This is a genomic window from Streptomyces sp. NPDC107498, from assembly GCF_055582805.1.
Genome location: NZ_JBVJPE010000016.1, coordinates 105,512 through 127,454, shown reverse-complemented (window position 1 = coordinate 127,454; position 21,943 = coordinate 105,512). Strand labels below are relative to the sequence as shown.

16 protein-coding genes are annotated in these 21,943 nt (G+C 72.7%); 7 read left to right on the top strand and 9 right to left on the bottom strand.

Translation table 11 applies throughout. The annotated features are described in order from the left end of the window. Positions 1–189 precede the first annotated feature (189 nt). From ACZ66Z_RS26075 to ACZ66Z_RS26065, 3 genes are read right to left on the bottom strand one after another with little or no spacing between them, the layout of a single operon-like run. Positions 190–1,287, bottom strand: a complete 1,098-nt coding sequence (locus tag ACZ66Z_RS26075) for a quaternary amine ABC transporter ATP-binding protein (protein WP_469937794.1) — start codon at positions 1,285–1,287, stop codon at positions 190–192. Continuing rightward, entirely contained in the window at positions 1,284–2,810 is a 1,527-nt protein-coding gene (locus ACZ66Z_RS26070; RefSeq protein ID WP_469937793.1) for a GMC family oxidoreductase, read from the bottom strand. The genes ACZ66Z_RS26075 and ACZ66Z_RS26070 overlap by 4 nt, the downstream gene beginning before the upstream one ends. Further along, positions 2,807–4,318, bottom strand: a complete 1,512-nt coding sequence (locus tag ACZ66Z_RS26065) for an aldehyde dehydrogenase family protein (protein WP_469937792.1) — start codon at positions 4,316–4,318, stop codon at positions 2,807–2,809. Before ACZ66Z_RS26065 ends, ACZ66Z_RS26070 begins: the two co-directional genes overlap by 4 nt. 413 nt (positions 4,319–4,731) lie before the next feature. Here ACZ66Z_RS26065 and ACZ66Z_RS26060 point away from each other — a divergent pair, with 413 nt between their 5' ends. The 5 genes from ACZ66Z_RS26060 (at position 4,732) to ACZ66Z_RS26040 (ending at position 8,889) form a co-directional block, all read left to right on the top strand. Continuing rightward, positions 4,732–4,986 carry a zinc finger domain-containing protein gene (locus ACZ66Z_RS26060; protein WP_469937791.1) on the top strand — a complete coding sequence of 85 codons (255 nt, stop codon included), beginning with the start codon at positions 4,732–4,734 and terminating at the stop codon, positions 4,984–4,986. A 286-nt stretch (positions 4,987–5,272) separates the two neighbouring features. Next, positions 5,273–5,911 (top strand): hypothetical protein, encoded by a 639-nt coding sequence (locus ACZ66Z_RS26055; protein ID WP_469937790.1) that lies wholly within the window; start codon positions 5,273–5,275, stop codon positions 5,909–5,911. Between the two features lie 112 nt (positions 5,912–6,023). Then, the gene (locus ACZ66Z_RS26050; protein WP_469937844.1) at positions 6,024–6,248 is read left to right on the top strand and encodes a ferredoxin; all 225 of its coding nucleotides are present in this window, start codon (positions 6,024–6,026) and stop codon (positions 6,246–6,248) included. Then, a complete protein-coding gene (locus ACZ66Z_RS26045; RefSeq protein ID WP_469937789.1) occupies positions 6,205–7,629 on the top strand; it encodes an NAD(P)/FAD-dependent oxidoreductase in 1,425 nt (474 codons plus the stop codon). Before ACZ66Z_RS26050 ends, ACZ66Z_RS26045 begins: the two co-directional genes overlap by 44 nt. Positions 7,630–7,653: 24 nt before the next feature. Then, positions 7,654–8,889 (top strand): cytochrome P450, encoded by a 1,236-nt coding sequence (locus ACZ66Z_RS26040; protein WP_469937788.1) that lies wholly within the window; start codon positions 7,654–7,656, stop codon positions 8,887–8,889. Between the two features lie 106 nt (positions 8,890–8,995). Here the strand turns inward: ACZ66Z_RS26040 and ACZ66Z_RS26035 are convergent, their stop codons facing one another. Together ACZ66Z_RS26035 and ACZ66Z_RS26030 are read right to left on the bottom strand one after the other, a co-directional pair. Then, positions 8,996–10,282 (bottom strand): phytase, encoded by a 1,287-nt coding sequence (locus ACZ66Z_RS26035; RefSeq protein WP_469937787.1) that lies wholly within the window; start codon positions 10,280–10,282, stop codon positions 8,996–8,998. 225 nt (positions 10,283–10,507) lie between these two features. Next, the gene (locus ACZ66Z_RS26030; RefSeq protein WP_469937786.1) at positions 10,508–12,643 is read right to left on the bottom strand and encodes a M4 family metallopeptidase; all 2,136 of its coding nucleotides are present in this window, start codon (positions 12,641–12,643) and stop codon (positions 10,508–10,510) included. A 179-nt stretch (positions 12,644–12,822) separates the two neighbouring features. Between ACZ66Z_RS26030 and ACZ66Z_RS26025 the strand changes: the two genes are divergently transcribed. Both ACZ66Z_RS26025 and ACZ66Z_RS26020 read left to right on the top strand, forming a co-directional pair. After that, positions 12,823–15,558, top strand: a complete 2,736-nt coding sequence (locus tag ACZ66Z_RS26025) for a helix-turn-helix transcriptional regulator (RefSeq protein ID WP_469937785.1) — start codon at positions 12,823–12,825, stop codon at positions 15,556–15,558. Between the two features lie 292 nt (positions 15,559–15,850). Beyond that, positions 15,851–16,675 (top strand): S1 family peptidase, encoded by an 825-nt coding sequence (locus tag ACZ66Z_RS26020; RefSeq protein ID WP_469937784.1) that lies wholly within the window; start codon positions 15,851–15,853, stop codon positions 16,673–16,675. Between the two features lie 37 nt (positions 16,676–16,712). Here the strand turns inward: ACZ66Z_RS26020 and ACZ66Z_RS26015 are convergent, their stop codons facing one another. From ACZ66Z_RS26015 to ACZ66Z_RS26000, 4 genes are all read right to left on the bottom strand, one after another. Beyond that, on the bottom strand, positions 16,713–18,380 hold the full coding sequence (locus tag ACZ66Z_RS26015) for a glycoside hydrolase family 64 protein (protein ID WP_469937783.1): 1,668 nt from the start codon (positions 18,378–18,380) through the stop codon (positions 16,713–16,715). 142 nt (positions 18,381–18,522) lie between these two features. Continuing rightward, entirely contained in the window at positions 18,523–18,714 is a 192-nt protein-coding gene (locus ACZ66Z_RS26010) for a hypothetical protein (RefSeq protein WP_469937782.1), read from the bottom strand. A 377-nt stretch (positions 18,715–19,091) separates the two neighbouring features. After that, positions 19,092–20,243, bottom strand: coding sequence for a S1 family peptidase (locus ACZ66Z_RS26005; protein ID WP_469937781.1), 1,152 nt, complete (start codon positions 20,241–20,243; stop codon positions 19,092–19,094). A 225-nt stretch (positions 20,244–20,468) separates the two neighbouring features. Next, positions 20,469–21,899 (bottom strand): cellulose binding domain-containing protein, encoded by a 1,431-nt coding sequence (locus ACZ66Z_RS26000; protein ID WP_469937780.1) that lies wholly within the window; start codon positions 21,897–21,899, stop codon positions 20,469–20,471. Positions 21,900–21,943 lie beyond the last annotated feature (44 nt).

Below are 21,943 nucleotides of genomic sequence, written 5' to 3'. Positions count from 1 at the left end.
TCCGGCCCGCGGGCCGGACGGGGCGGCGGCAGGCGTCCCCGGGGGCCGGAGCGGCGCCGGCGCGTCCGGCGTCGCGGGCGGAACGGGGGACGCCGGAGGACGGGCGGGGGCGTCCGGTGCCGCGGCGCTCTCCCCGGGCTCCGGCACCGGTCGTGCCGCACGGCGGCGGCCAGGTCGTGGGGGAGTGCATCAGGCCACCGCCTTCCCCGCCGCGGACGGCACGCCGGCGACGACGCCCAGGAGCCCCGCGTGGTCCACCACGCCGAGGCACCGGCCGTTCTCGACCACCCGCGCGTTCTCGCCCGTCCGGGCGACCGCTTCGATGGCCTCCTGGACGGTGGCGCCGGGGGCGAGCGCCGGGCCGGCCCCGTGTTCCTCCGCGAACGCGGGGCGCATCGCCGAGCGCACGGTCAGCACCTGTTCGCGCGGCACGTCACGGACGAAGTCCCGGACGTAGTCGTCGGCGGGGGAACCCACGATCTCCTCCGGCGTACCGAGCTGCACGATCCGGCCGTCGCGCATCAACGCGATGCGGTCGCCGAGCTTCAGCGCCTCGCTCAGGTCGTGCGTGATGAAGACCATCGTGCGCCCCTCCTCCCGGTGCAGGCGCACGACCTCCTCCTGCATGTCCCGGCGGATGAGCGGGTCCAGCGCGCTGAACGGCTCGTCGAACAGCAGCACTTCGGGATCCACGGCCAGAGCGCGGGCCAGACCGACCCGCTGCTGCTGACCGCCGGACAACTGGCCCGGCCTGCGCTGCTCCATGCCCGCGAGGCCGACCTTGGCGACGAACTCCGCCGCCCGCTCGCGCCGTTCGCCGCGACCCACGCCCTGGATCTCCAGGCCGTACGCGACGTTGTCGAGCACGGTGCGGTGCGGCAGCAGGCCGAAGTGCTGGAAGACCATCGCGGCCCGGTGCCGGCGCAGTTCGCGGAGCCGGCCGGAGTCCATGGACAGGACGTCCTCGCCGTCGATGGAGACCGTGCCCGACGTCGGCTCGATCAGCCTGGTCAGACAGCGCACGAGCGTCGACTTGCCCGAGCCCGACAGGCCCATGACGACGAAGACCTCACCCTTCGCGACGTCGAAGGAGACGTCGCGGACGGCGGCGGTGCAGCCGGTGCGCTCACGCAGCTCGGCCGCGTCGAGCCGCGCGAGGTCCCGGTCGCCGGGCACGCGCCCGGCCCTGGGCCCGAAGACCTTCCACAGACCGCGTACGGAGAAGACGGACCCGTCGGCCGTCGGGGACGGCGTGGTGGTGCGGGTCGGGGCGGACGGAGTGCTCATCGGGTCGTACCTCCCAGCAGGTCGGCGCATTTCTCGCCGACCATGAGCACGCCGATCATGGGGTTGACGGCGGTCATGGTCGGGAAGACGGACGCGTCGGCGATCCGGATGCCGTCGAGGCCGCGGATCCTCAGGTCGGGTGCGACGACGGCGAGTTCGTCGTCGACGGCACCCATCCGGCAGGTGCCGGCCGGATGGTAGACGGTGTGCGCGACGTGCCGGGCGTAGGCGCTGAGCTCCTCGTCCGAGGTGACCTCCGGCCCCGGGCACACCTCGCGCTTCAGCCAGCCGGCCAGGGGTTCGCTCGCCGCGATCCGCCGGGCGATGCGGATCCCGTCGACGAGGGTCCGGCCGTCGTAGTCGTCCTCGTCGGTGAAGTACCGGAAGTCCAGCGCCGGCTTGTCCTCGGGGTCGGCGCTCGTCAGGTACAGCCGGCCGCGGCTGCGCGGCTTGGGGATGTTCGGTGTCATCGACACGCCGTGCGCGGGTCGTTCGTAGCCCAGCCGCTCCGGGTTGTCGGTGAAGGGGATCTGGTAGAAGTGGAACATCAGGTCCGGCCCCTCGGACTCCGGGTCCCGGCGGACGAAGAGCCCGGCGTCGGAGTCCATCGCGGAGTTCTCCGGGATCGGGCCGTGGGTCTCCCACACGATGACCGACTCGGGGTGGTCGAGCAGGTTCTCCCCGACGCCCGGCAGGTCGTGCACGACGGGGATGCCGAGCTTCTCGAGATCGGCGCGCGGCCCGACTCCGGAGTGCAGCAGCAGGCGCGGGGTGTCCACGGCGCCCGCGCACACCAGGATCTCGCGCCGGGCGCGCACGACGTGTTCCGTGCCGTCCTTCGCGCGGATGTGCACGCCGGTCGCCCGGGTGCCCTCGAACTCCAGCCGGAACGCCCAGGTCTCCAGGGCGATGTGCAGGTTCGGCCGGTCCAGGAACGGGTGCAGATAGGCGACGGAGGCGGACGACCGCTTGTTGTCCTCCGGGTGGTAGGCGAGGTCGAAGAAGCCGACGCCCTCGTGGAACGGCTCGCGGTTGAAGCCCTCGACGCGGGGCACCCCGAGCGCGGCCTGCGCCGCGTCGACGAAGTCCCGCGCGATCGCGTTCCGGTCCGCCTCGTCGACGGGCACGATGTTGTTGCGCAGCCGGGCGAAGTAGGGGTCCATGGCGGCGGCGTCCCAGCCCTCGGCACCGGCCTCGGCCCACTCGTCCCAGTCGGAGGGAAGGGGCTTGAAGGCGATGAGGGTGTTGTGCGAGGAACAGCCGCCCAGCACGCGGGCCCGGCTGTGCCGGATGTGCGAGTTGCCCCGGGGCTGCTCGGTGGTGGGGTAGTCGTAGTCCAGCTCGCCCCCGAGCAGGCCCATCCAGCGGCGCAGGGTGAGGACGTCGTCGCGGCCGACGTCGCTGGGACCGCCCTCGATGACGGCGACGGTGACGTCCGGGTCCTCGGTCAGCCGGGAGGCGACCACCGACCCCGCGGTGCCGCCGCCGACGACGACGTAGTCGTACACGTGCTGGTCGTTCATGCCTGGTCCTTCTGCGCCTCGCCCGCGAACCAGCGCACGGGGCGCGGGGCGAGGTTCCGGTAGATGTGCTTGGTCTCGCGGTACTCGGCGAGACCGCTGGGGCCCAGTTCCCGGCCGATGCCGGACTTCCCGAAGCCGCCCCATTCCGCCTGCGGCAGGTACGGGTGGAAGTCGTTGATCCAGACGGTGCCGTGGCGCAGCCGGGCCGCGACGCGCCGGGCGCGGTCCTCGTCCGCGGTCCACACCGCTCCGGCGAGGCCGTACTCGGTGTCGTTGGCGAGGGCGACGGCCTCGTCCTCGGTCTCGAAGGTCTCCACGGTGAGGACGGGGCCGAAGACCTCCTCGCGGACGGCCCGCATGCGCCGGTGGCAGCGGTCGAGGACCGTGGGCCGGTAGAAGTAGCCCGCCCCGGCGGGTCGCTCGCCGCCCGCCCGCAGCACCGCGCCCTCGTCGAGGGCCGAGGCGACGTACTCCTCGGTCCTCGCCAGCTGTGCCGCGGAGACCAGCGGACCGCACTCGACGCCCTCGTCGGTGCCGCGTCCGAGCCTGATGCGGTCGGCCCGGCGGGCGAGTTCGGCGACGAAGCGCTCGCGCAGCGACGCCTCGACGATGAGGCGGGAGCCGGCGGAGCAGACCTGGCCGCTGTGGATGAACGCGGCGTTGAGCGCCTGGTCGACGGCGGTGTCGAATCCTTCGGGCGTCGAACAGGCGTCGGCGAAGACGACGTTGGGGTTCTTGCCGCCCAGTTCGAGGGCGACCTTCTTCACGCTGTCGGCAGCCGCCCTGGCGACCTTCGTCCCGCTGACGAGACCGCCCGTGAACGAGACGAGGTCGACGTCGGGGTGCTCGGCGAGCCGCGCGCCGACGGTGTCGCCGGGCCCGGTCACGATGTTGGCCGCGCCGAGGGGCAGTCCGGCCTCCAGGAGCAGTTCGACCAGGACGACGGTGCTCAGCGGGGTGATCTCGCTGGGCTTGATCACGAACGTGTTGCCGGCGGCGAGGGCGGGCGCGATCTTCCAGCTGGCCTGGAGCAACGGGTAGTTCCACGGCGTGATCAGGGCGCAGACCCCGACCGGCTCGTGCACGACGACGCTGCGGATCTCGTCCGATCCGGCGTCGACGACCCGCCCGCCGCCGTCCTCGTTCGCGACGAGGTCGGCGAAGTACAGGAAGGCGTCGCGGACGCAGTCGACGTCGACACGGCCCTCCTCCAGCGTCTTGCCCGCGTCCTGGCTCTCCAGGGCGCCGATCCGCTCGCGGTCGCGCTCCAGCAGGTCGGCGACGCGCCGCAGCAGGTCGGCGCGCTCGGCGACCGGCGTACGGGGCCAGGAACCGTCGTCGAAGGCGGCCCGCGCCGCGGCCACGGCGTCGTCCGTGTCCTGGACGCCGCCCTCGGCCACGACCGCGAAGGCGGTCGCGTCGGCGGGGTCGATGATCTCGCGCGTGGCCCCGGACAGGGCCGCGCGCCACTCTCCGCCCACATGGATGGTCTGTTGTGCTGCCGTCACGTCGCGTCTGGCCTTCCGCTCTCCGAGTCCCCCTGCCGGTTGTCCGGCGGTCCGGCCGCCTGCCCCGGCGTCCGCCACCCATGCGCAATGCCTTACGGAGAGTGATCCGCTTCACTGGCGATAAAGGGCGAAAAGGGGCATTGAGGATATGTGGATGAGCGAGGTTCGACGGACCGGCGAGTGCTGCCGCGCCCGGCCGAAGGGAACGACAGGACGGCGGTCGGGCCGGAGCCGGGGCCCCCGGAACCGGCTCCGGCCCTCACTGTCAGACCCATCCCGTAGAACGGTGCTCATCGCAGTCGAGTCGTGAACCAGGACTCCTTTCCGTGCCGCCGGGTAGACGACGGCAAGACCGAAGTCCGGGGGCGACCTGACGACGCCGTCCTCCGCCGAACTCAGGGAGATCGCCCGCCATGAGCATGACTCTCACGCCGCGCCGCGCACCGTCCTTCGGAGACCGGACCGCCGACGCGGTCCTGGATGCCGCGTACGAGACGCAGCGGCTGTACGGCCACGGCGCGTTCGGTGTCCCCTGCCCCACGTGCGGAGTGCCGGCCGGGACGCTGTGCCTGGCCCGCCGCAGCGTGCACACCGAGCGGCGCGGGGCGTACCGGCAGGCCCTGGAGGGCCGCACGCTCGTCCCGCTGCTCGTCGCGGCCGGCCGCTGACCTCCACGCCGGCAGCCCGGGCGCCGGGACCCGGTCCGCCTCCGGCACCCCCCGCCCGGTGACCGGCACCGCCCTCGGCCGACCCTCCCCGACGACGGCCTCCCCCTGACGGACAGCGCACGGGATCACGACGGGCGCACGGCTGCGGGACGGCGGCCGGGCGGGCCGCGGCCCCCGCCATGGCCTGCATGGCGCATCGAGACCTTCCTCCCGGGTGATCCCGGTGGCGCCCGCCCCACGACCCCTGCTGTCTGGACGGAGAAGCACACGCAGAAAGCGGGAGACCATGGACCGGAAGCGCGAGCGCCTCGCGACCCCCTGGGCCGCGGGGGCGGCAGGAGTGGTGTTCGCGATCCTGACGGCCACGGCGATCATCCTGGTGCGCATCACCCTGCCGGGCGGCGCCGACGGGGAAGACGTGACCGTCGACGCGGGACAGCGGAACGCCGTACGCACGGCGCTGGAGCTGATCCCGTTCGCCGGGATCGCGTTCCTGTGGTTCATGGGGGCCCTGCGCGAACAGGCGGGCGAGCGCGAGGACAAGTTCGTCTCCACGGTGTTCCTGGGGAGCGGTCTGGTCTTCGTCGCCACGCTGTTCGGCGCGGCCGCGGCGGCCTGGACCGTGCTCGGGGACGGCCGGCAGGACTCCTCCTTCGGCCGCGGCGTCGCCTACGCCCTGTTGACCACGTACGCCATGCGGATGGCGGCGGTGTTCGTCATCACGGCCTCGACCATCGGCCGCAGGCTCGGCGTCCTCCCGCGCCCGCTCACCGTCCTCGGCCATCTGGCGGGCCTGACGCTGCTCGTGGTGGGAGCGAGCGTGCCGTGGTCCGAACTGGTCTTCCCGGCCTGGGTGCTGCTCCTCGGCCTGCACATCCTGTGGGGCCGGCGTCCCGGCGCGTCACGCCCCCCGGCCCCGACCTGATCGGGCCCCACCGCTCACTCGAACGGTCCGCTCTCCGTCGCTGTGACCCTTCCGGCCGACGAGAGTGGGCGCAGGGGGCTTGAGCGGGCCGTTGGAGAGGACCGATACCGTGGTGAGCATTGCCGTCGATCTGAACCGCTGCCAGGGGTACGCGCAGTGCGCGTTCCTGGCTCCCGAGATCTTCACGATGCACGGCGACGAGGCGCTGCTGTACGACCCGGACGCCGACGAGGCACAGCGCGAGAAGCTGGCCCAGGCCGCCGCGGCCTGCCCCGTGCAGGCCATCCTCGTCGATGACGTGGACGAGCCGGCCGAGGCGGTGCCCGGTGCTCGGTGACGGCGCCCTGGAGAGGTTCAAGCGCGAGGGCCGCATCGTCGTCGTCGGTGCCTCGCTGGCCGGCCTGCGGGCCGCCGAGACCCTGCGCGCCAAGGGCTTCGCGGGGTCACTGACCATGATCGGCGACGAGCCCTGCGAACCGTACGACCGGCCCCCGCTGTCCAAGGGCGTGCTGCTGGGCAGGGCGCGCGCCGACCGCACCGCACTGCCCAGGCTCCGGTCCGTCGACGCGACCTGGCGGCTCGGCGTGCCGGCCGCAGGCCTGGACATGGCCGCCAGGCGGGTGCGGCTGGCCGACGGCGACGAGGTGCCGTACGACCGGCTGCTGATCGCCACCGGGGTCCGGGCGCGCCCGTGGCCGCGCGAGGAGGAGGCGGAACTCGACGGCGTCTTCGTGCTGCGGACCCGCGACGACGGCGCCGCGCTCGCCCGGCGGCTCGCCGAGGGACCCCGACGCGTCCTCGTCATCGGCGGAGGCTTCGCCGGCTCGGAGATCGCGTCCGCCTGCCGCGAACGCGGGCTCGCCGTCACCCTCACCGAACGCGGCGCCGCGCCCCTGGTCGGCGCACTCGGCGGGGTGGTCGCCGAGGTGGCCGCCGGCCTCCAGCGCGAACACGGTGTGGACCTGCGGTGCGGGGTCATGGTGACCGCCCTGGAGGGCGACGCCTCGGGACGGGTGCGCGCGGCGCACCTGTCCGACGGCTCCACCGTGGAGACCGACGTGGTGATCGTCTCGCTCGGCGCGCTCCGCAACACCGAATGGCTGTACGGTTCCGGGCTCGGGGCCGGCCCCCGCGGCATCGCCTGCGACGCCGGCTGCCGCGCGTTCGACGTCCGCGGAATCGTCACCGACGACATCTTCGCGGCGGGCGACGTCGCCCGCTGCCCGCACCCCCTGTTCGGCTACCAGTTCCTGTCCCTGGAGCACTGGGGCAACGCGGTCGCGCAGGCGGGGATCGCGGCGCACAACATGGTCAGCGAGAGCATCGACCGGCTGCCGCACATGGACGTGCCGGCCTTCTGGTCCTCCCAGTTCGGCGTCAACATCAAGTCGGTCGGAGTGCCGTCGATGGCGACGGAGATCCTCATCTCGCAGGGCTCGCTGGACAGCCGCCGTTTCGTCGGCGTCTACGGATACCAGGGGCGCGTCATCGGTGCCGTCTCCTTCGACCAGGGCCGGTGGCTGCCGTTCTACCAGGAGCTCATCGAGAAGACCGCGCCGTTCCCGCCGTCGTTCCCCACGGTCGACAGGCACGCGGACGGACGGCGGCCGACGGACGCGGACTTCCCCGACCCCTCGGTCCCCAGCCACGGTCCCACCGTGACCCTCAGCGGTTACTCGCCGACCGACCGCCGGATGACGTTCACCCCCGCACACTGACCCGCACGGCCACGAGGACCTGCCATGACGCAATCCCTGCTGCACCAGATCCTGGACCACGCCAACCGGGCCGACCCGTACCCGATCTACGAGGAGCTCCGGAAGACCCCGGTCCACCACACGGGCGACGGGCCCTACGTGATCAGCACCTACTACGAGATCCGCAGCCTCCTGCACGATCCCCGGATCAGCTCCGACGCCCGCAACCTGGCCTCGAACGGCGCCGATCCGCTGGCCGAGGAGACCCCGCAGGAAGGCGCCCTGCCGCCGGGCTTCCTGCGGCTCGACCCGCCGGAGCACGACCGGATGCGGCGCATGACCAACCGGCACTTCGGCCCGCCCCACTCGCCCCGCCGTGTCGACGGAATGCGCCCGGAGCTCCACGACATCGTGACCGGCCTCATCGACGGCCTCGCCGACCCCGGCCGCATCGACCTGGTGGAACAGTTCTCGTACCCCTTCCCGGTCACGGTGATCTGCAGGCTGCTCGGAGTGCCGCGCGAGGACGAGGCGCGCTTCCACACCTGGGCGGACACCCTCGCCGCCGGCCTGGACCCCGACCCGGACGCCGATCCCGCCGAGCGCGGCAAGGGCTCGCACGAGGCCCGGATGCAGCTGGGCATGTACCTGGCCGGCCTGATCGAGGAGCGCCGCAAGAACCCCGGGGACGACATGCTCTCCCAGCTGGCCACGGCCAAGGGCCAGGACGGCCCGATGACCACGATGGAACTGCTCAGCACCGCGGCCCTGCTGCTGATCGCGGGACACGAGACCACGGTCAACCTCATCACCAACGGAATGCTGACCCTGCTGCGCAACCCCGACGTCCTCCGGCGACTGAGGGCCGAACCGCGCCTGGCCGTGCCCATCGTCGAGGAACTCCTGCGCTTCGAGCCGCCGGTGCAACTGCTGCCGCAGCGCACCACCCTCGCCGACATCGAGGTTCGCGGCGTCACCATCCCCGAGGCGTCCACCCTCTGGCTGGTCCTGGCGTCCGGCAACCGCGACCCCCAGCGCTTCGAGAACCCGGACCGCTTCGACCCGGACCGCCCGGACGTCCAGCACCTGGGCCTGGGCAGCGGCATCCACAGCTGCTTCGGCGCACCCCTCGCCCGGCTGGAGGCCCAACTCGCCCTGTCGGAGCTGGCCCGGAGACTGGAGAACCCGCGCCTCCTCGAGGACCCGCCCCCGTATCGCCAGAACGCCGTACTGCGCGGCCCGCGACGCCTGAGGATCGCCTGCGACGGGATCCGGCCCTGAGGCGTGGTGCGGAAGGCCGTGTCCGGGCGGGCCCGCCCGTCCCGTCGGGGTTCCACCGTACGACGGGCGCACGGTGGTGACACCGTGCGCCCGCGGCCTTCACGCGTCAGTCGATGGCGTCGACGACCTCGCCGAGGTCGACGAACTTGAAGCCGGTGGCCTCGCGGTCGCCGTCACCGGGGGTCTCCTCGCCGTCCTGGACGACGAGGAGACCGTTGGGGTAGCGCGTGCCGAGCGGGGCGTCGAGGGCGGCGGCGCCGTCGCAGACCTCGGAGCCGTCGAGGGTGGTGGAGGCCGCGGCGATGCGGAAGGCGTTCTCGTACTCGTTGTCCTCGTCGCGCTCGCGGTCGTAGGCGACGAAGGTGTCGTCACCCTGGCTGGAGGCCAGCAGGTAGCCGTCGCCGTCCGGCTCGGTGACCAGGGTCAGGCCCTCGACGTCGGCGCTGAGGTGCGTGCCGCCGAAGCCGGGGTCGGCGCCTGGTGTGCACTCCTCGGTCTGCTCGTCGTACGTGCCCGGGACGCCGTACTCGCGGACCTTGTCGATCAGGATCGGCGTGCCGGTCAGGCCCGCGTCGATGCGCCAGATGCCGACGTCCTCCTGCCCCGCGTACAGGGTGCCGTCCGCGGGGTCGACGACCATGCCCTCGACCTGCGGCAGTTCGCCCGGCTCGGCGCAGGGCGTCCAGACGGCGCCGTTCGGCATCCGGAAGGAGGAGGGCAGGTCCAGGGTGCGCACCTGGCGGTAGTCGACGGTGCCGGCCGGGGTGGCGACCAGTTCCAGCAGGGCGATCCGGGTGCGGTTGCGCCGGCTGACCAGGGCGTAGGAGCGGCCGGTGGTGCGGTCGGTCCAGGTGGCCAGGCCGTACGCGGTCTTCTGCTCGTTGATCTCGGCCTGGTCGGCGGAGAACACGGGCCGCGCTCCCGGGGCGGTGACGTCGGTGAGCGGGCCGCCGGGCTTGTCCCGGTCGATGCGGTAGATCCGCAGCCGGTCGTTGCCGCGGTCGCTGACCACCGCGACGTCCGTGCGCACGCCGCCCAGGCGCAGGCCCCGCACCAGGTCGACGTTGTTGAAGCGGCCGGGCTTGTCGTCGGCGCCCGGCCCGGCCGGGGCGGGGATGGACTGCACCTGGCGCGCGTCCAGGTCGTAGGCCCGCAGGCCGCCTTGCTTGGCAGTGGCGATCACCAGGCTGCGGCCCGGGTCGGCGGCGTTGCGCCAGATCGCCGGGTCGTCCGCGTTGGCGTTGCCACCGGCCTCGTCGTCGAACAGCGGCGCGGTCTCGGCCTTCGGTCGGACGCTGTCGATCCCGGATGCCTGTGCCGGGAGGGTGAAGGAGGTCGCCAGTGCCGTGCAGAGAACGAGCGCGGAGGTGCGAGATGCCAGACGTATCGTCATCTTTCTTCCTTGTATGAGGGGGTTTGCCCTGATGAGGAAGACCTTCGCGGTCGTATCTGTCATGTCCACAGCAGAAAGGTGGACGGCGGTTGAACACCCCACGAAACCCGCGGAGTGGAGGCCGGACCGCCCCTGCCGACCCCCTCGCGCCTGCGGCGGCTCCCGCGGCCGGAGCGCCCGAGCAGGGCGTCCGGCCGCAGGAGCACCGGTGGTGAGCGGGACCGGTCAGCCGATGGTGACGTCGTCGACCAGGAAGACGGTCGACAGGTAGGCGTCTTCGGTACCGGCGAACTCCAGCTTCACCGTCTGGCCCTTGTGGGCGGACAGGTCGACGGTCCTCTGGACGTATCCCGCGCTCGCGTTCGCGTTGGAGTAGGTGGCCAGCGTGGTGCCGTTGACCTTGACCTTGAGGGTGTCGTAGGCGGTGGAGCCGGACTCCTGGGTGGAGACCTTCAGCCAGAAGGTGAGCTTCGGGGTGCCGGTGGAGGGCACCGCGATGTTCGACTGGGACAGGGACTCGACGGCGTCGGTGCCGTAGCCCATCATCCAGGCGTACCAGGAACCGCCGTGCGCGGCCTGCAGGGTGGAACCGGTGATGATGCTGTCGCTCTGGGTCCAGGCGCCGGTGCCCTGCTCGAAGGTGCCGTTGGTCAGCGCGTTCCCGCTCGGCGTCGGCGTCGGCGTCGGGGTCGGGGTGCCGGTTCCCGGGTCGGGCAGCGCGGTGCCGACGCTGACGGCTGCCCACGCCTTGGAGACGAGGTACCGCTCCTGGGAGTTGGTGCCGTACAGGTCGGCGGCGGCCTGGAGGGTGGCGGTGCGGGCGCCCGCGTAGTTGGTGGTGGAGGTCATGTAGGCGCTCAACGCCCGGTACCAGACCGCTGCGGCCTTGTCCTTGCCGATGCCCGCGAAGGTGTCGTCGTTGCAGGTGGTGCTGTTGTGCGCGCGTCCGCCGATGGTCTTCGCCCCGGTGCCTTCGGCCGCCAGGTAGAAGAAGTGGTTGGCGATTCCGGAGGAGTAGTGGACGTCCACCGAGCCGGCGTTCGAGGTCCAGCAGGACAGCGAGTTGCCGTCGGCGGAGGGGTTGTCCATCCGCCGCATGTAGCCGCTCGACATGTTGAGCTTCTCGCCGATGTAGTAGTCGCCCGGGTCGCCGGTGTTGCCGGAGGAGAACTCGACCATGGTGCCGAAGATGTCGCTGGTGGCCTCGTTGAGGCCGCCGGACTCGCCGGAGTAGTTGAGGCCGGCGGTGGCGGCGGTGACGCCGTGGCTCATCTCGTGACCGGCCACGTCGAGCGCGGTGACGGGGGTGTTGCCGTTCTGCGAGGAGCCGTCGCCGAAGAACATGCAGAAGCAGTCGTCGTCGTAGAAGGCGTTCAGCAGGCTGCTGTCGACGTGCACGTAGGCGGGGGCGCCGCGGCCGTCGTTGCGGATGCCGGAGCGGTTGAAGGCGTTCTTGTAGTAGTCCCAGGTCTTGGCCAGGCCGTAGGAGGCGTCCACCGCCGCGCTCTCGCGGCTCGACGCGGAACCGTTGCCCCAGGAGTTGGTGGTCCTGCTGAAGGCCCGGGCGTTCTGCTTCGGGTTCGACTGCGGGCTGTTGTAGGCGTCGTAGACGATGGTGGAGCCGTGTGCCGCGTCGGTGAGGGTGTAGCCGCTCCCGGACTGGGTGGTCTCGATGCCGACCTGGCCGACGGTGACGCCGTTGCCGGTGCCCGTGACGCTCTGGTGCAGCTCGTACTGGTCCAGCGGCGCGCCGCTGGTCGCGTCGACGATCACCGCCTGGCGCGAGGCCGGGCCGGCCTCGCCCGCACCGGTGACCGTCGACCGGTAGGCGAGGACCGGCACCTTGCCGACCGCGTACACCACCAGGGTGCTGCCGTCCGAGCCCTTGGTCTTCGCGTTCTTCACGTGCTTGGCGTGCCTCACGGCCGCGGCCGAGGCGTCGGCCGCCGTCAGCTTCGGCGAGGTGTCGGCGACCCTGATCGCACCCTGGTGCGCCAGGTCCGAGCCGGTGATCCTGCCGTCCTCGGCGAGGTGCACCACCAGGTCGCCGCCGATGACGGGCAGGCCGCCGTAGGTGCGGTCGTAGCGCACGTGCCGGGCGCCGTCGGCGTCGATCAGCACGTCCTCGGCCACCAGGCGCTCGGCGGGGCCCAAGCCGAGCGCGCGGGCGGTTGCGGTCGCGTTCCGGCCGGCCGTGCGTATCGCCTCGCCGCGCGCGTCGGCCGTCATCGCCCGGAACCCGGCGCCGGGTCGGGCCGCGGAGTTGCCGGTGGCCGCGGTGGACTGGGTGGCCGCCACGGTCACGGTGCCCAGGGCGAGGGCCGCCGCGACAGCGGCTGCCAGGGCGTTCTTGCGGTTCATCGAGATCCTTCCGCCGAGCCTTGTCGGGGATTGCCGCAGGACGTCATCTGGGGTGCGGGGGGCGTTCGGCAGCAGTTGGCTCGGCTGTGGCCATGAGGCTAGGGACGCGGGGGGGCGGCCGACATCAGGGCAACCCCTTGACCTGGACCGAGGGGGCACGGCTGGCCCACCATGGCCCGATGCCAGACTCTGCGATGTGGATGAGCGCGTTCCACGAGGCCGGTCCCGTACTGCCGGTGGTGCCGGAAGACGCGCAGGGCACCCGCCGGACGGTCCTGTTCGGGCCGCCCGGAAGCGGCAAGACCACCGCGGCCGGGACCCTGGGGCGACGACTGGGCCTGCCCGTCCTGCGGCTGGCCCCGCGTCCGCAGGACGCCCGGGTTCCCCATGCCGGGCTGCTCGAACTCGCGCTGGCCCTCCGCACCCTGCCTGCCGCACGGGAGTTGACGGCGGGGCTGGACCGGGCCGCCGACCAGCCGGGCTCCCCGGACGATGCCGGCTCGGCCCTGCGGCTTCGCCGGCAGACCGCCGCTCTGCTGGGGGAGGCACCACCCATGACGCTGGTGGTGGACAACGCCCAGTGGCTGGACCCGGCCAGCGCGGCCGTCCTGGGATGGGCCCTGCGCCTGACCCCGGACCTCCCCGTCATCGCGGCCGAGCGCACCTGGCGCCCGGGGGCCGCAGGCCACTGGTGCGGGGAGGACGCGTGCGCGGTGCGCATCCCGCCCCTGACGGCCCCCCAGGTCGGGGCCCTGCTGTCCCCGTACCGGCTCGTCCCCCGCGAGGTCACGCGCATCCACACCCACAGCGGCGGGAACCCGGCGCTGGCCCTGGCCCTCGCCCGGGCCGGCGGTCACACCTCCGCCGTGCCGCTCGCCCCGGATGCCGAGGCCGATCCGGTCCTCCCTCCTCCTGCCCGCCGGTTGCTGGGCGAGTGGCTGGGAACCGTGCCGGAGGAAGTCCAGGAGCTGCTGACGTTCGCCGCACTCGACGACCGGCCCGGCCTCGACCTGCTGAGCGATCTCGTCGGCCCGGCAGCCGAAAGCCTCCTCGCCGAGGCCGAGGCAGCCGGACTCGTCGACCTCGGACAGCCCGGCGGGACGATGCGGTTCACCGCCTCCGCGATCGGCACCGAACTCGTGGCCCGGCTGCCGGGCCACGCGCGCAGACTCCTGCACGCCCGCCTGGCCGAGGCCAGCCGTGACGGCGTCCGCCGCGACCGGCACACCGCGCTGGCGGCCGACGACACCGACCCGCGGTCGGCCCGCCACGCCGCCCGCGCAGCCGTACGCGCCCGGCTGCGCGGCGAACACGCGCTCGCGGCCGAACTCTCCCTCCTCGCCGCCCAGCGCACCCCGCACGACGACGGCGACCTGCTCACCGAACGGGCCCTGACCGCCGTACGTGCCGCCGCCCACTACGGCGATCTCCCCCGCGGCCGGGCCGCCGCCCGTCTCGTCCTGGGCCACGACACCACCCCTGCCCAGCGCGTCGACGCCCTCATCGCCCTGATCGACGCGAGCGGCCGGCACCTGCACAGCGCGGACGAACTGTTCGCCGACGCGTTCCACGCGGCGGCTGGACGGTCCGACCTCACCGCGCAGATCCTCATCCGCCAGTCCGTCTGGGCCAACGTCAACGAGGGCGACCCCCAGCGGGCGTGCACACTGGCCGGCCGGGCCGCCGCCCTCGCCGAGACCGTCGGCGACGCCACCACCACCGTCATGGCCCTCACGATGCAGGCCCGGGCCCAACGCATCCTCGGCCACTCCGACGCCGAGACCACGCTCGGCCGCGCCCTGTCCCTGCCGCCTGCCGCCCCCCTCCACGTCAACGGCACACCTCAGCACCTCGCCGCCCGGCACGCCCTCTTCGACGACCGCCCCGAGGAGGCCCGCACCGCGCTGCTTCCCCTGCTCGTCGAAGCCGAGCGGACGGGAGACGCCGAGGCGACCGTGGACATCCTGCGCTGCCTCGCCGAGGCCGAACTCCGCGCCGGACGGTGCGCCAGGGCGCTCCAGCACGCCCACCGCGCCCAGGAGCTGACCGACTCAACCTCCCTGTCACCCGCGCCGGCGTGCTACACCTCCGCACTCGTCGAAGGCACCGCCCGGCGCACCGACCTCGCCCTCGTCCACGCACGCCGCGGGGCCGACGCCGCCCGGCAGGAGGACAACAAGGTCTTCCTCTCCCGCAACCTCTTCGCCCTCGGGCACCTCCTCCTGGTCACCGGCCGCCCCAAAGAAGCCCTGGAGACACTGGAAGAGGTCCGCACCCTGGAGGAACTCCAGCAGGTCCACGACCCGTCCGTCCTGCGCTGGCACGCCGACCTGGCCGAAGCCCTCGTCACGCTGGGGCACCTCGAACGGGCCCGCGAACTGCTGACCGGCACCCGCCGCACCGCGACCGACCTCGGCAGGCACGGCGTCCTCCCGTCCCTCGAACGCGTCCAAGCCCTCCTGGACGCCGCACAAGGCGACTACGACACGGCCGCCCGCCGGCTCACCGACGCAGCCGACCGCCTCCTCCACCTCCCCGTCGAACGGGGCCGGACACTGCTGGCGCTCAGCCACACCGAACGACGCGGGCGCCGACGCGCCAGCGCCCGCGCGGCAGCACGGAGTGCCGCTGACCTCTTCACCGCCCACGGCGCGCATCCTTGGGCCGAGGCCGCCGCACACGCCCTCCACCGGCTGGAGCACAACCCCCCGGACGACGGTGCCCGCCCCCGCCTCACCCGGGCCGAACAGCGCTGCGCCCAGCTCGCCGCCGGCGGAGCGAGCAACCGCGACATCGCCGCGGCCCTCACCGTCAGCGTCAAGACGGTCGAGGCGACCCTCACCCGCGTCTACCGCAAACTCGGCCTGCACTCACGCGTCCAACTCGCGCACACCGTCGTCCCGGCACGCGAGTGACCCGCCGGCACGGTTTCGGGAGCGTCGGGGCGGCAGCAGCGAGGCCCGTCATGCACACCGGCCACGCCCGCGCGACCGCCTCCGGCATCCGGCCCCGTGCCGACCGGCCGCCGAGGTGGTCCACGGCGGTCCACGCGTACAGCGACGAGGCCTGGACACCGCATCGGCCTGATGCCGAACGCTTCGACCTGGGGTTTTCCCCACCTCGGACGGGCCCGTTGACCGGATGGACCGGTCTCTCCCGATGGCGGAGGCTGAGCGTGTCGCAAACGCTCGTCCGATCGGAGAGTCAATGTTCAACCTGAAATCCTCGCGCCCCGTGGTGGCGCGCACCGCCGCGGTGATCCTGGCGGGAGCGGTGTGCGCCGCCACGATGTCCGGGAGCGCCGAGGCCATCGTCAACGGTGAGGAATCCACGCAGCGCTACCCGTTCATGGTGTCGATCCCGGTGACGGGCGCGGACGACCCCACTTTCAAGGGCGTCTGCGGGGGATCGCTGATCGACTCGAAGTGGGTGCTCACAGCGGCGCACTGCGTGGACCCGGAGCTCGTCACCTTGGACGGCACCGTCCGGATCGGCAGTGAGTGGAAGAGCTCCGGGGGCACGGTCCGGTCCGTGGCGAAGACGGTGGTCCACCCGCGCTACAGGAACGGTGAGAACGCCGGTCCCAACCACAACGACATCGCTCTGGTCCGTCTGGACCGCTCCGTCACCGAGAAGCCCGTCCGCATCGCCGACGAGCCGGGACGGCCCGGCACGGCGACCCGGATTCTGGGCCTCGGTACCGTCGACGACACTCCCGACCTCAGCAAATGGGTCTTTCCCGAACGGCTGCAAGAGCTCGACACGCGCAGGGGAGCGGTCTCCGAGTGCGCGCCGGGCTACGCGAGCAACACCCGTCTGTGCACGATCAGCCAGGTGCCGAAGGCCATGGCGTGCAACGGCGACTCGGGCGGACCCCAGATCCGGCGGGACCGGAGGGGACGCTGGGAACTCGTCGGCGTCACCTCCGGCCCGGGCGCCCGGGGCGTGCGGTGCAGCGAGGGCCCGGGGCTTTACACCAGTGCGCCCGCCTACGCGGACTGGATCCACAAGGCGATGATCCGCAACGGTTGATCGTGGAAGCCGCCGCGGTGTCGGCGTGCTCGCTCCGCTAGGCGAAGACGAACCAGTTGATGTTGACGAAGTCGGCGGGTTGGCCGCTGTCGAAGGTCAGGTAGACGTCGTGGGTGCCGGTGGTGCGGCCGATGTCGGCGGGGACGGTGCGCCAGGCCTGCCAGCCACCGGTGTCGGCGACGGCGAAGCTGCCCACCGGGGCGGCCGTGGGACTGCCGAGGCGGACCTGGACCAGACCGCTGACTCCGGCGGCGGCGCCGGACGCGACACGGGCGTTGAAGCGGGTGGCGCCGGTGGCGCCGAAGGCGACGGACGAGAACTTGAGCCAGTCTCCGTTCGACAGCCGGCCGACGTCGGAGCCGCCGCCGCTGTCGGAGCAGGCCTCGACCTGGGCTCCCGACTGGGCGGTGAACGCCTCGGCCTGGATGGTGGCGAAGGCGCTGACCCCGCCGCCCGTGGCGGTGGCGGTCGGCGTCGGGGTCGGCGTGCCACCACCGCCGGTCATGCCGCCGACCGTGATGGTCCAGCGGCTGGGGCTGCCGGACTGCACCTTGCCCTCGAAATCGACTCCGGCCGGGTGCACGTCGTCGTAGGGGAAGGCGTACCCGAGGTGGTCGGGGGTGGTGCCGTGCAGGATGCGGGCGTAGTGGTTGGTGCGCGGCCGGGTGTAGAAGGCGGCCGGGTTCTCGGAGGTCGGCTGGTGGGGGTTGTCCAGCAGGGTGGAGCGGTTGAAGGCGGCGGCGAGCCGTGCGCTGAGGTTGCCCATCAGGTCGTTGCCCGTGGTGAAGGGCGCGTCGCTGCAGGAGAAGATCGAGAGGGTCGACGGCCTGGCGAAGACGCCGACTCCGGGGAAGGCGAGGGTGTCGCCGTTCACCCGGCCGGTGACGGTTCCCCAGGTGAACTGGGTGTCGATGCGCAGGTCGGTGGAGCGGTACTTGTTCCACACCTCGTCGACGTAGCCGTCGAAGTAGCCCCGGAACAGGGCGCTGTTGCCGCGGATCGCCAGGTTGGGGCTGAGGACGCGCAGGTCGCCGCCGCCCTTGGTGACGATCAGTCTGCTCCAGTCGCTGCCGTCGGCGGCGGACTGGGCCCGCAGCGCGGCGGCGACCCGGGACAGTCCGTCGGCGGGCAGCCCGCGCACGGTCTGGGTCCCCTGCCCGGTCTCCAGCTGGAAGGCGATCGGCAGCGAGACCATGTCGACGAACGTGATGTTGGCGTACAGCTGGTCCCTGTTGAAGGTGAATTCGCAGAAGTCGTGGGGGACGTTCGCGTTGGGGTCGGTGGGGTTGCTCACCGACGGCAGGGCCAGGCCGCCGCCGCGGTTCATCAGGAAGGTGAGCTTCGCGCCGACGGAGAAGTAGACGCGGCCGCTGTCCAGGTGCGGCAGCGTCACCCTCCGAGCTCCGGCACCGGACGCGTTGAGCGGGACGGCACAGTCGACCCCGAGCGGGGTCTGGTCGGCGGCCGGGGCCGGCGGGTGGTGGAGGGTGGAGCCGTCGGCCTGGATGAAGGCCCAGGTGCCGCCGGCGGCCGGGTCGCGGCCGAGCACGTAGGCGTACACCGTGTTGTTGCCGGTGGTGTTGACCAGGTCGAGGGGGAGCGTGGCGGCGGTGGAGGCGTTGGCGCCCCCCTCGAACCAGGTGGCCGCTGCGGGCACCGCCAGGGCCAGGCCTGCGGTCGTGGCGAGGAGTTTTCTGCGGGACATCGTTCGCTGGTGGCGTGCCGTCACGGTGGGGGTCCGTTCTTCGTGAGGTCGGGTGGGGTCGGGTGGGGTCGGATGGGGGAGCGGCCGGATGCGAGGACGGAAGGGGAGAGGGGCGGGCATGCCGGCCGGCGGGGCGGGACGGTCAGCCGACCGCCCCCTTCTGGTCGACGGCGCCGTCGAACTCGTCGGACCGGGTCTGCGCGGCGACCGCGGCGCCGGCCCGCGGGGCGACCGAGCCGGTGAAGGGGACGGGTGACGCCGCGACCGGAGCGCCGGTGACGACGCGCCCCACCCCGCCGAAGGACCGGCGTCGTGCGCGATGAGCGGCGGCCATGGGCATGCATCCTCGTCTGGGAGGGGGAAGGGACGACCGGGCGGAGCGGATCGTTGGGCCAGTGTGTGAGAGCGCTCTCAGGAATGACGTGGCGTCACCCGTCGGGCAGTGAGTATCACGGAGGAACAACTCCCGTGGCAACGCCAGGCGTCGTTCCGTGCACGCCTCTGAACTGCGGTTTTCTCTCACGCCCTGGGGCTTAACGCTCCTTTAAGGCTGCCTTGAGGGAGTGAGGGGGCGGGTCGGACCTCCCGGGGCGATCGGCCGGACAGCCGTCGCCCGGTGCTCCGCGCGGGCCGTACGGCTGCCGTACGGCTGCCGTACGGCGGGTCCTTCCGGGCGTTCGAGTCCGGAAGGACCCGGTCGCCGTGTCGACCTCAGGCGGTGTGGAGCCGCAGGCCGTACCGGCCGAGGATCTCGTTGACCGGCTGGAACCACGTCTCGCCTCCGGAGGAGCAGTTGCCCCAGCCGCCGGAGGTGACGCCCTGGGCCTGGTCGCCGCTGAGGAACGAGCCGCCGGAGTCGCCGCCCTCGGCGCAGACGCTGGTCTTGGTCATCTGGTACACGGCGCCCTGGCTGTAGTTGACCGTCTCGTTCTTGGCCAGGACCGCGCCGCAACGCCAGTGCGTGGTCGAGCCGGAACGGCAGATCGAAGCGCCCACCGGGGCCTCGGAGGAGCCGCGGACCAGCTGGTCGGGGACGGTGCCCCAGCCCAGCACCACGGGCACGGTCCACCAGCCGCTGTGGATCGAGACGTACGCGTAGTCGTCGCCGGGGAACGACGAGCCCTGGAAGGTGCCCATCGCGGACCCGTCCCAGCCGCGCACCGCCGCGCCGGGCTGCCCGCAGTGTCCGGCCGTCACGAAGCCCCCGTACACGGAGAAGCCGATCGAGCAGCGGACGTTGCCGGTGTAGTAGGGGTCACCGCCGACGGTTCCGGCCGCGTACGTGCGGGGCGCCCGTGCCGTCTCGGCGACGGTGACCGGGCCGCCGGCCCGGGCCCTGGCCACGAAGGACCGGACGTCAGGGGCCTGCCGTTCGGTGCGCACGACGTCGACCACGATGCTGTTGGTCCTCGGGTCGACGTGCCAGCCGGCCACTCCCGCAGGCGCGTGGAGTGCGTCCAGGCGGGCCTTGGCGCGGTCCAGCGCGGCGGCGCTGTGCCGGACCAGCCGGGTGTCGGCACCCAGCGCTCGTACGTCCGCCTCCTCGGCGCGGTCGGTCACGGCGACGACCAGCCGGCCGGTCGCGGGATCGAACCACGAACCGCCGTAGGCGGCACCCGTGCGCTGACGGGCGGCCTTCTCCACCTCGGCGGCGGCCTTCTCCGCGCTCAGCCGATCCTCTGCCTCGGCCGCGGTGAGCCCGAGGTCCCGGCGCATGGCGTCGAGCAGTCCGGCCGAGGCGGGCGCCGCCGGGGCGGGCTCCGGAAGCGGGGCCGCGCTCGCCGCGCCGGAATGGGCGGCGCCGAGGCCGACCGTCAGGAACAGGGCGGCGACGGCGGCGCGCAGGGGGGTGGTGCGTTTCACGGGACCTCCTGGTGTGGGGCGACCAATCCTTGAGAGCGCTCTCACCGAGCGCAGCCGTCACGTTAACCGGCCGCGCTTGTCAGGTCCATACCAAGTTTCGGACGTCGTCGCGGTGGCCCCGCGCGACCGCTCCCGGGCACGGCGAGTCCCGGACCGCGGACCCGCGTCCGCGATCGGCTTCCCCCGGCCGGGGGCCCGGTCCGGTGGGGACCGGGCCCCCGGGGGTCACGGTGCGGTGGGGACGGTGTCCTCGAAGGTGGTGCCCGCGGAGCGGTAGGCGCCGACCTTGGCGGCCACCTGGGCCGGTGTGAGCACCTGGTCCTTGACGTGCAGGACGTAGTCGACCTTCTGGTCGTAGGCGCGGGGAGTGGTCGACGTCTGGCCGGCCAGGTCGATCAGCCACTGGTTGAAGTTGATGGACATGGGGCGCTCGGGGAGGTAGCGGGCGTCGTGCCGGCCGAACTCCCGGCCGTCGATGTAGTAGACGATCGCGTTGCCGTCGATGGTCAGGACGAGGTCGTGCCAGCCGTCGTGGCTCGTGCGGGACTCGGAGTGCTGGTTGACGGCCTCCCAGGGGTCGGGCCGGTAGGTCTCCCACGAGGTGGTGTAGAGGATGTCGGCCGGCTCGCCCCAACCGCCGTTGGGCAGGTACTCGAAGTCGTACTCGGCGTAGTCGTCGGCCATCGGGGCCTTGAGGTCGTTGATGGTGAAGAAGGTCTGGACGACGTGGTCGCCGTCCGGGCCCGAGAGCGGCGCGTCGGAGAAGCGGACGCGCGCCGCGTAGGTGCCGTTCCTGAACTTCGAGGCGCGGGTGAGGACCTCGGTGTGGCGGGTGGACTCGCCGGTCCCCGCGGTGGAGGTCCGCAGGTTCATGATCGAGTTCGTGCCGTCCTTGGCGAAGGTGACGTTCTCGGGGGCCCAGGTGGCGCCGGCCACGCCGGGGCCACCGGAGTGGGAGCGCACGCTCCAGCCGTGGGCGCCGATCGCCGGGTCCGTGTGCCCGGTGTAGTCGAAGTCGTCGAAGAGCACGGCCCCCGTGGGCGGTGGTGTGGTGGGGTCGGTCGGGGTGGGGGTCGGCGTGGATTCGTTGCCGGCGGGCGCGGCGCCCCATACCGGGACGCCGGCGACGGTCGCGGTGATCTTGGACCAGTCGGCGTACGTGGTCCGGCCGGGACCGAAGGAGTAGTCGTCGTTCTGGTCGAGCGGCTGCCAGTCGGAGCGGTGGAAGCGCAGCTGCATGTCGCCGGTGTCGGCGCCGGGGGCGAGCGAACCGGCTCCGGCGGTGAAGCCGACCTCCAGGTAGCGGTCCGCGGTCGCGGTGGGCCGGGCGAGGGCGCCGAAGGTGCCGGTGAGGTTGGCGCAGCCCTTCACGGCCCACGAACAGGCGTAGGTGTACGACGCCCCGGCGTCGGCCTTGAAGTAGTAGCGCACCTTCACCTGGCTCAGCGGGACGCTCGACGCACCGGTGTTGACCACCTTCAGCCAGGGCTCGACCTGGTCGCTGCCGGTGGCGCTCTGCCGGTACTGGACGGTGACGGCCTCACCGGCCGCCTCCGCGGGAAGCGCGGCGAGGGCGGTGGCGCCGAGCCCGGTCACCGTGGCGACGACGAGCGCGGCACGGATCCGCGGCTTCCTGTTCCTCGACGGGTCGCTCATGGGGGTTCCTCTCCTGTGAAGGGGGTGGAGCGGGGGTACGGGGG

Excerpts from the sequence above, each read along its gene's own strand:
- ACZ66Z_RS26075 (WP_469937794.1), bottom strand. The coding sequence starts at position 1,287 with ATGAGCACTCCGTCCGCCCCGACCCGCACCACCACGCCGTCCCCGACG.
- ACZ66Z_RS26070 (WP_469937793.1), bottom strand. The coding sequence starts at position 2,810 with ATGAACGACCAGCACGTGTACGACTACGTCGTCGTCGGCGGCGGCACC.
- ACZ66Z_RS26060 (WP_469937791.1), top strand. The coding sequence starts at position 4,732 with ATGAGCATGACTCTCACGCCGCGCCGCGCACCGTCCTTCGGAGACCGG.
- ACZ66Z_RS26055 (WP_469937790.1), top strand. The coding sequence starts at position 5,273 with ATGGACCGGAAGCGCGAGCGCCTCGCGACCCCCTGGGCCGCGGGGGCG.
- ACZ66Z_RS26045 (WP_469937789.1), top strand. The coding sequence starts at position 6,205 with ATGACGTGGACGAGCCGGCCGAGGCGGTGCCCGGTGCTCGGTGACGGC.
- ACZ66Z_RS26040 (WP_469937788.1), top strand. The coding sequence starts at position 7,654 with ATGACGCAATCCCTGCTGCACCAGATCCTGGACCACGCCAACCGGGCC.
- ACZ66Z_RS26035 (WP_469937787.1), bottom strand. The coding sequence starts at position 10,282 with ATGACGATACGTCTGGCATCTCGCACCTCCGCGCTCGTTCTCTGCACG.
- ACZ66Z_RS26030 (WP_469937786.1), bottom strand. The coding sequence starts at position 12,643 with ATGAACCGCAAGAACGCCCTGGCAGCCGCTGTCGCGGCGGCCCTCGCC.
- ACZ66Z_RS26025 (WP_469937785.1), top strand. The coding sequence starts at position 12,823 with ATGCCAGACTCTGCGATGTGGATGAGCGCGTTCCACGAGGCCGGTCCC.
- ACZ66Z_RS26020 (WP_469937784.1), top strand. The coding sequence starts at position 15,851 with ATGTTCAACCTGAAATCCTCGCGCCCCGTGGTGGCGCGCACCGCCGCG.
- ACZ66Z_RS26015 (WP_469937783.1), bottom strand. The coding sequence starts at position 18,380 with ATGTCCCGCAGAAAACTCCTCGCCACGACCGCAGGCCTGGCCCTGGCG.
- ACZ66Z_RS26010 (WP_469937782.1), bottom strand. The coding sequence starts at position 18,714 with ATGGCCGCCGCTCATCGCGCACGACGCCGGTCCTTCGGCGGGGTGGGG.
- ACZ66Z_RS26000 (WP_469937780.1), bottom strand. The coding sequence starts at position 21,899 with ATGAGCGACCCGTCGAGGAACAGGAAGCCGCGGATCCGTGCCGCGCTC.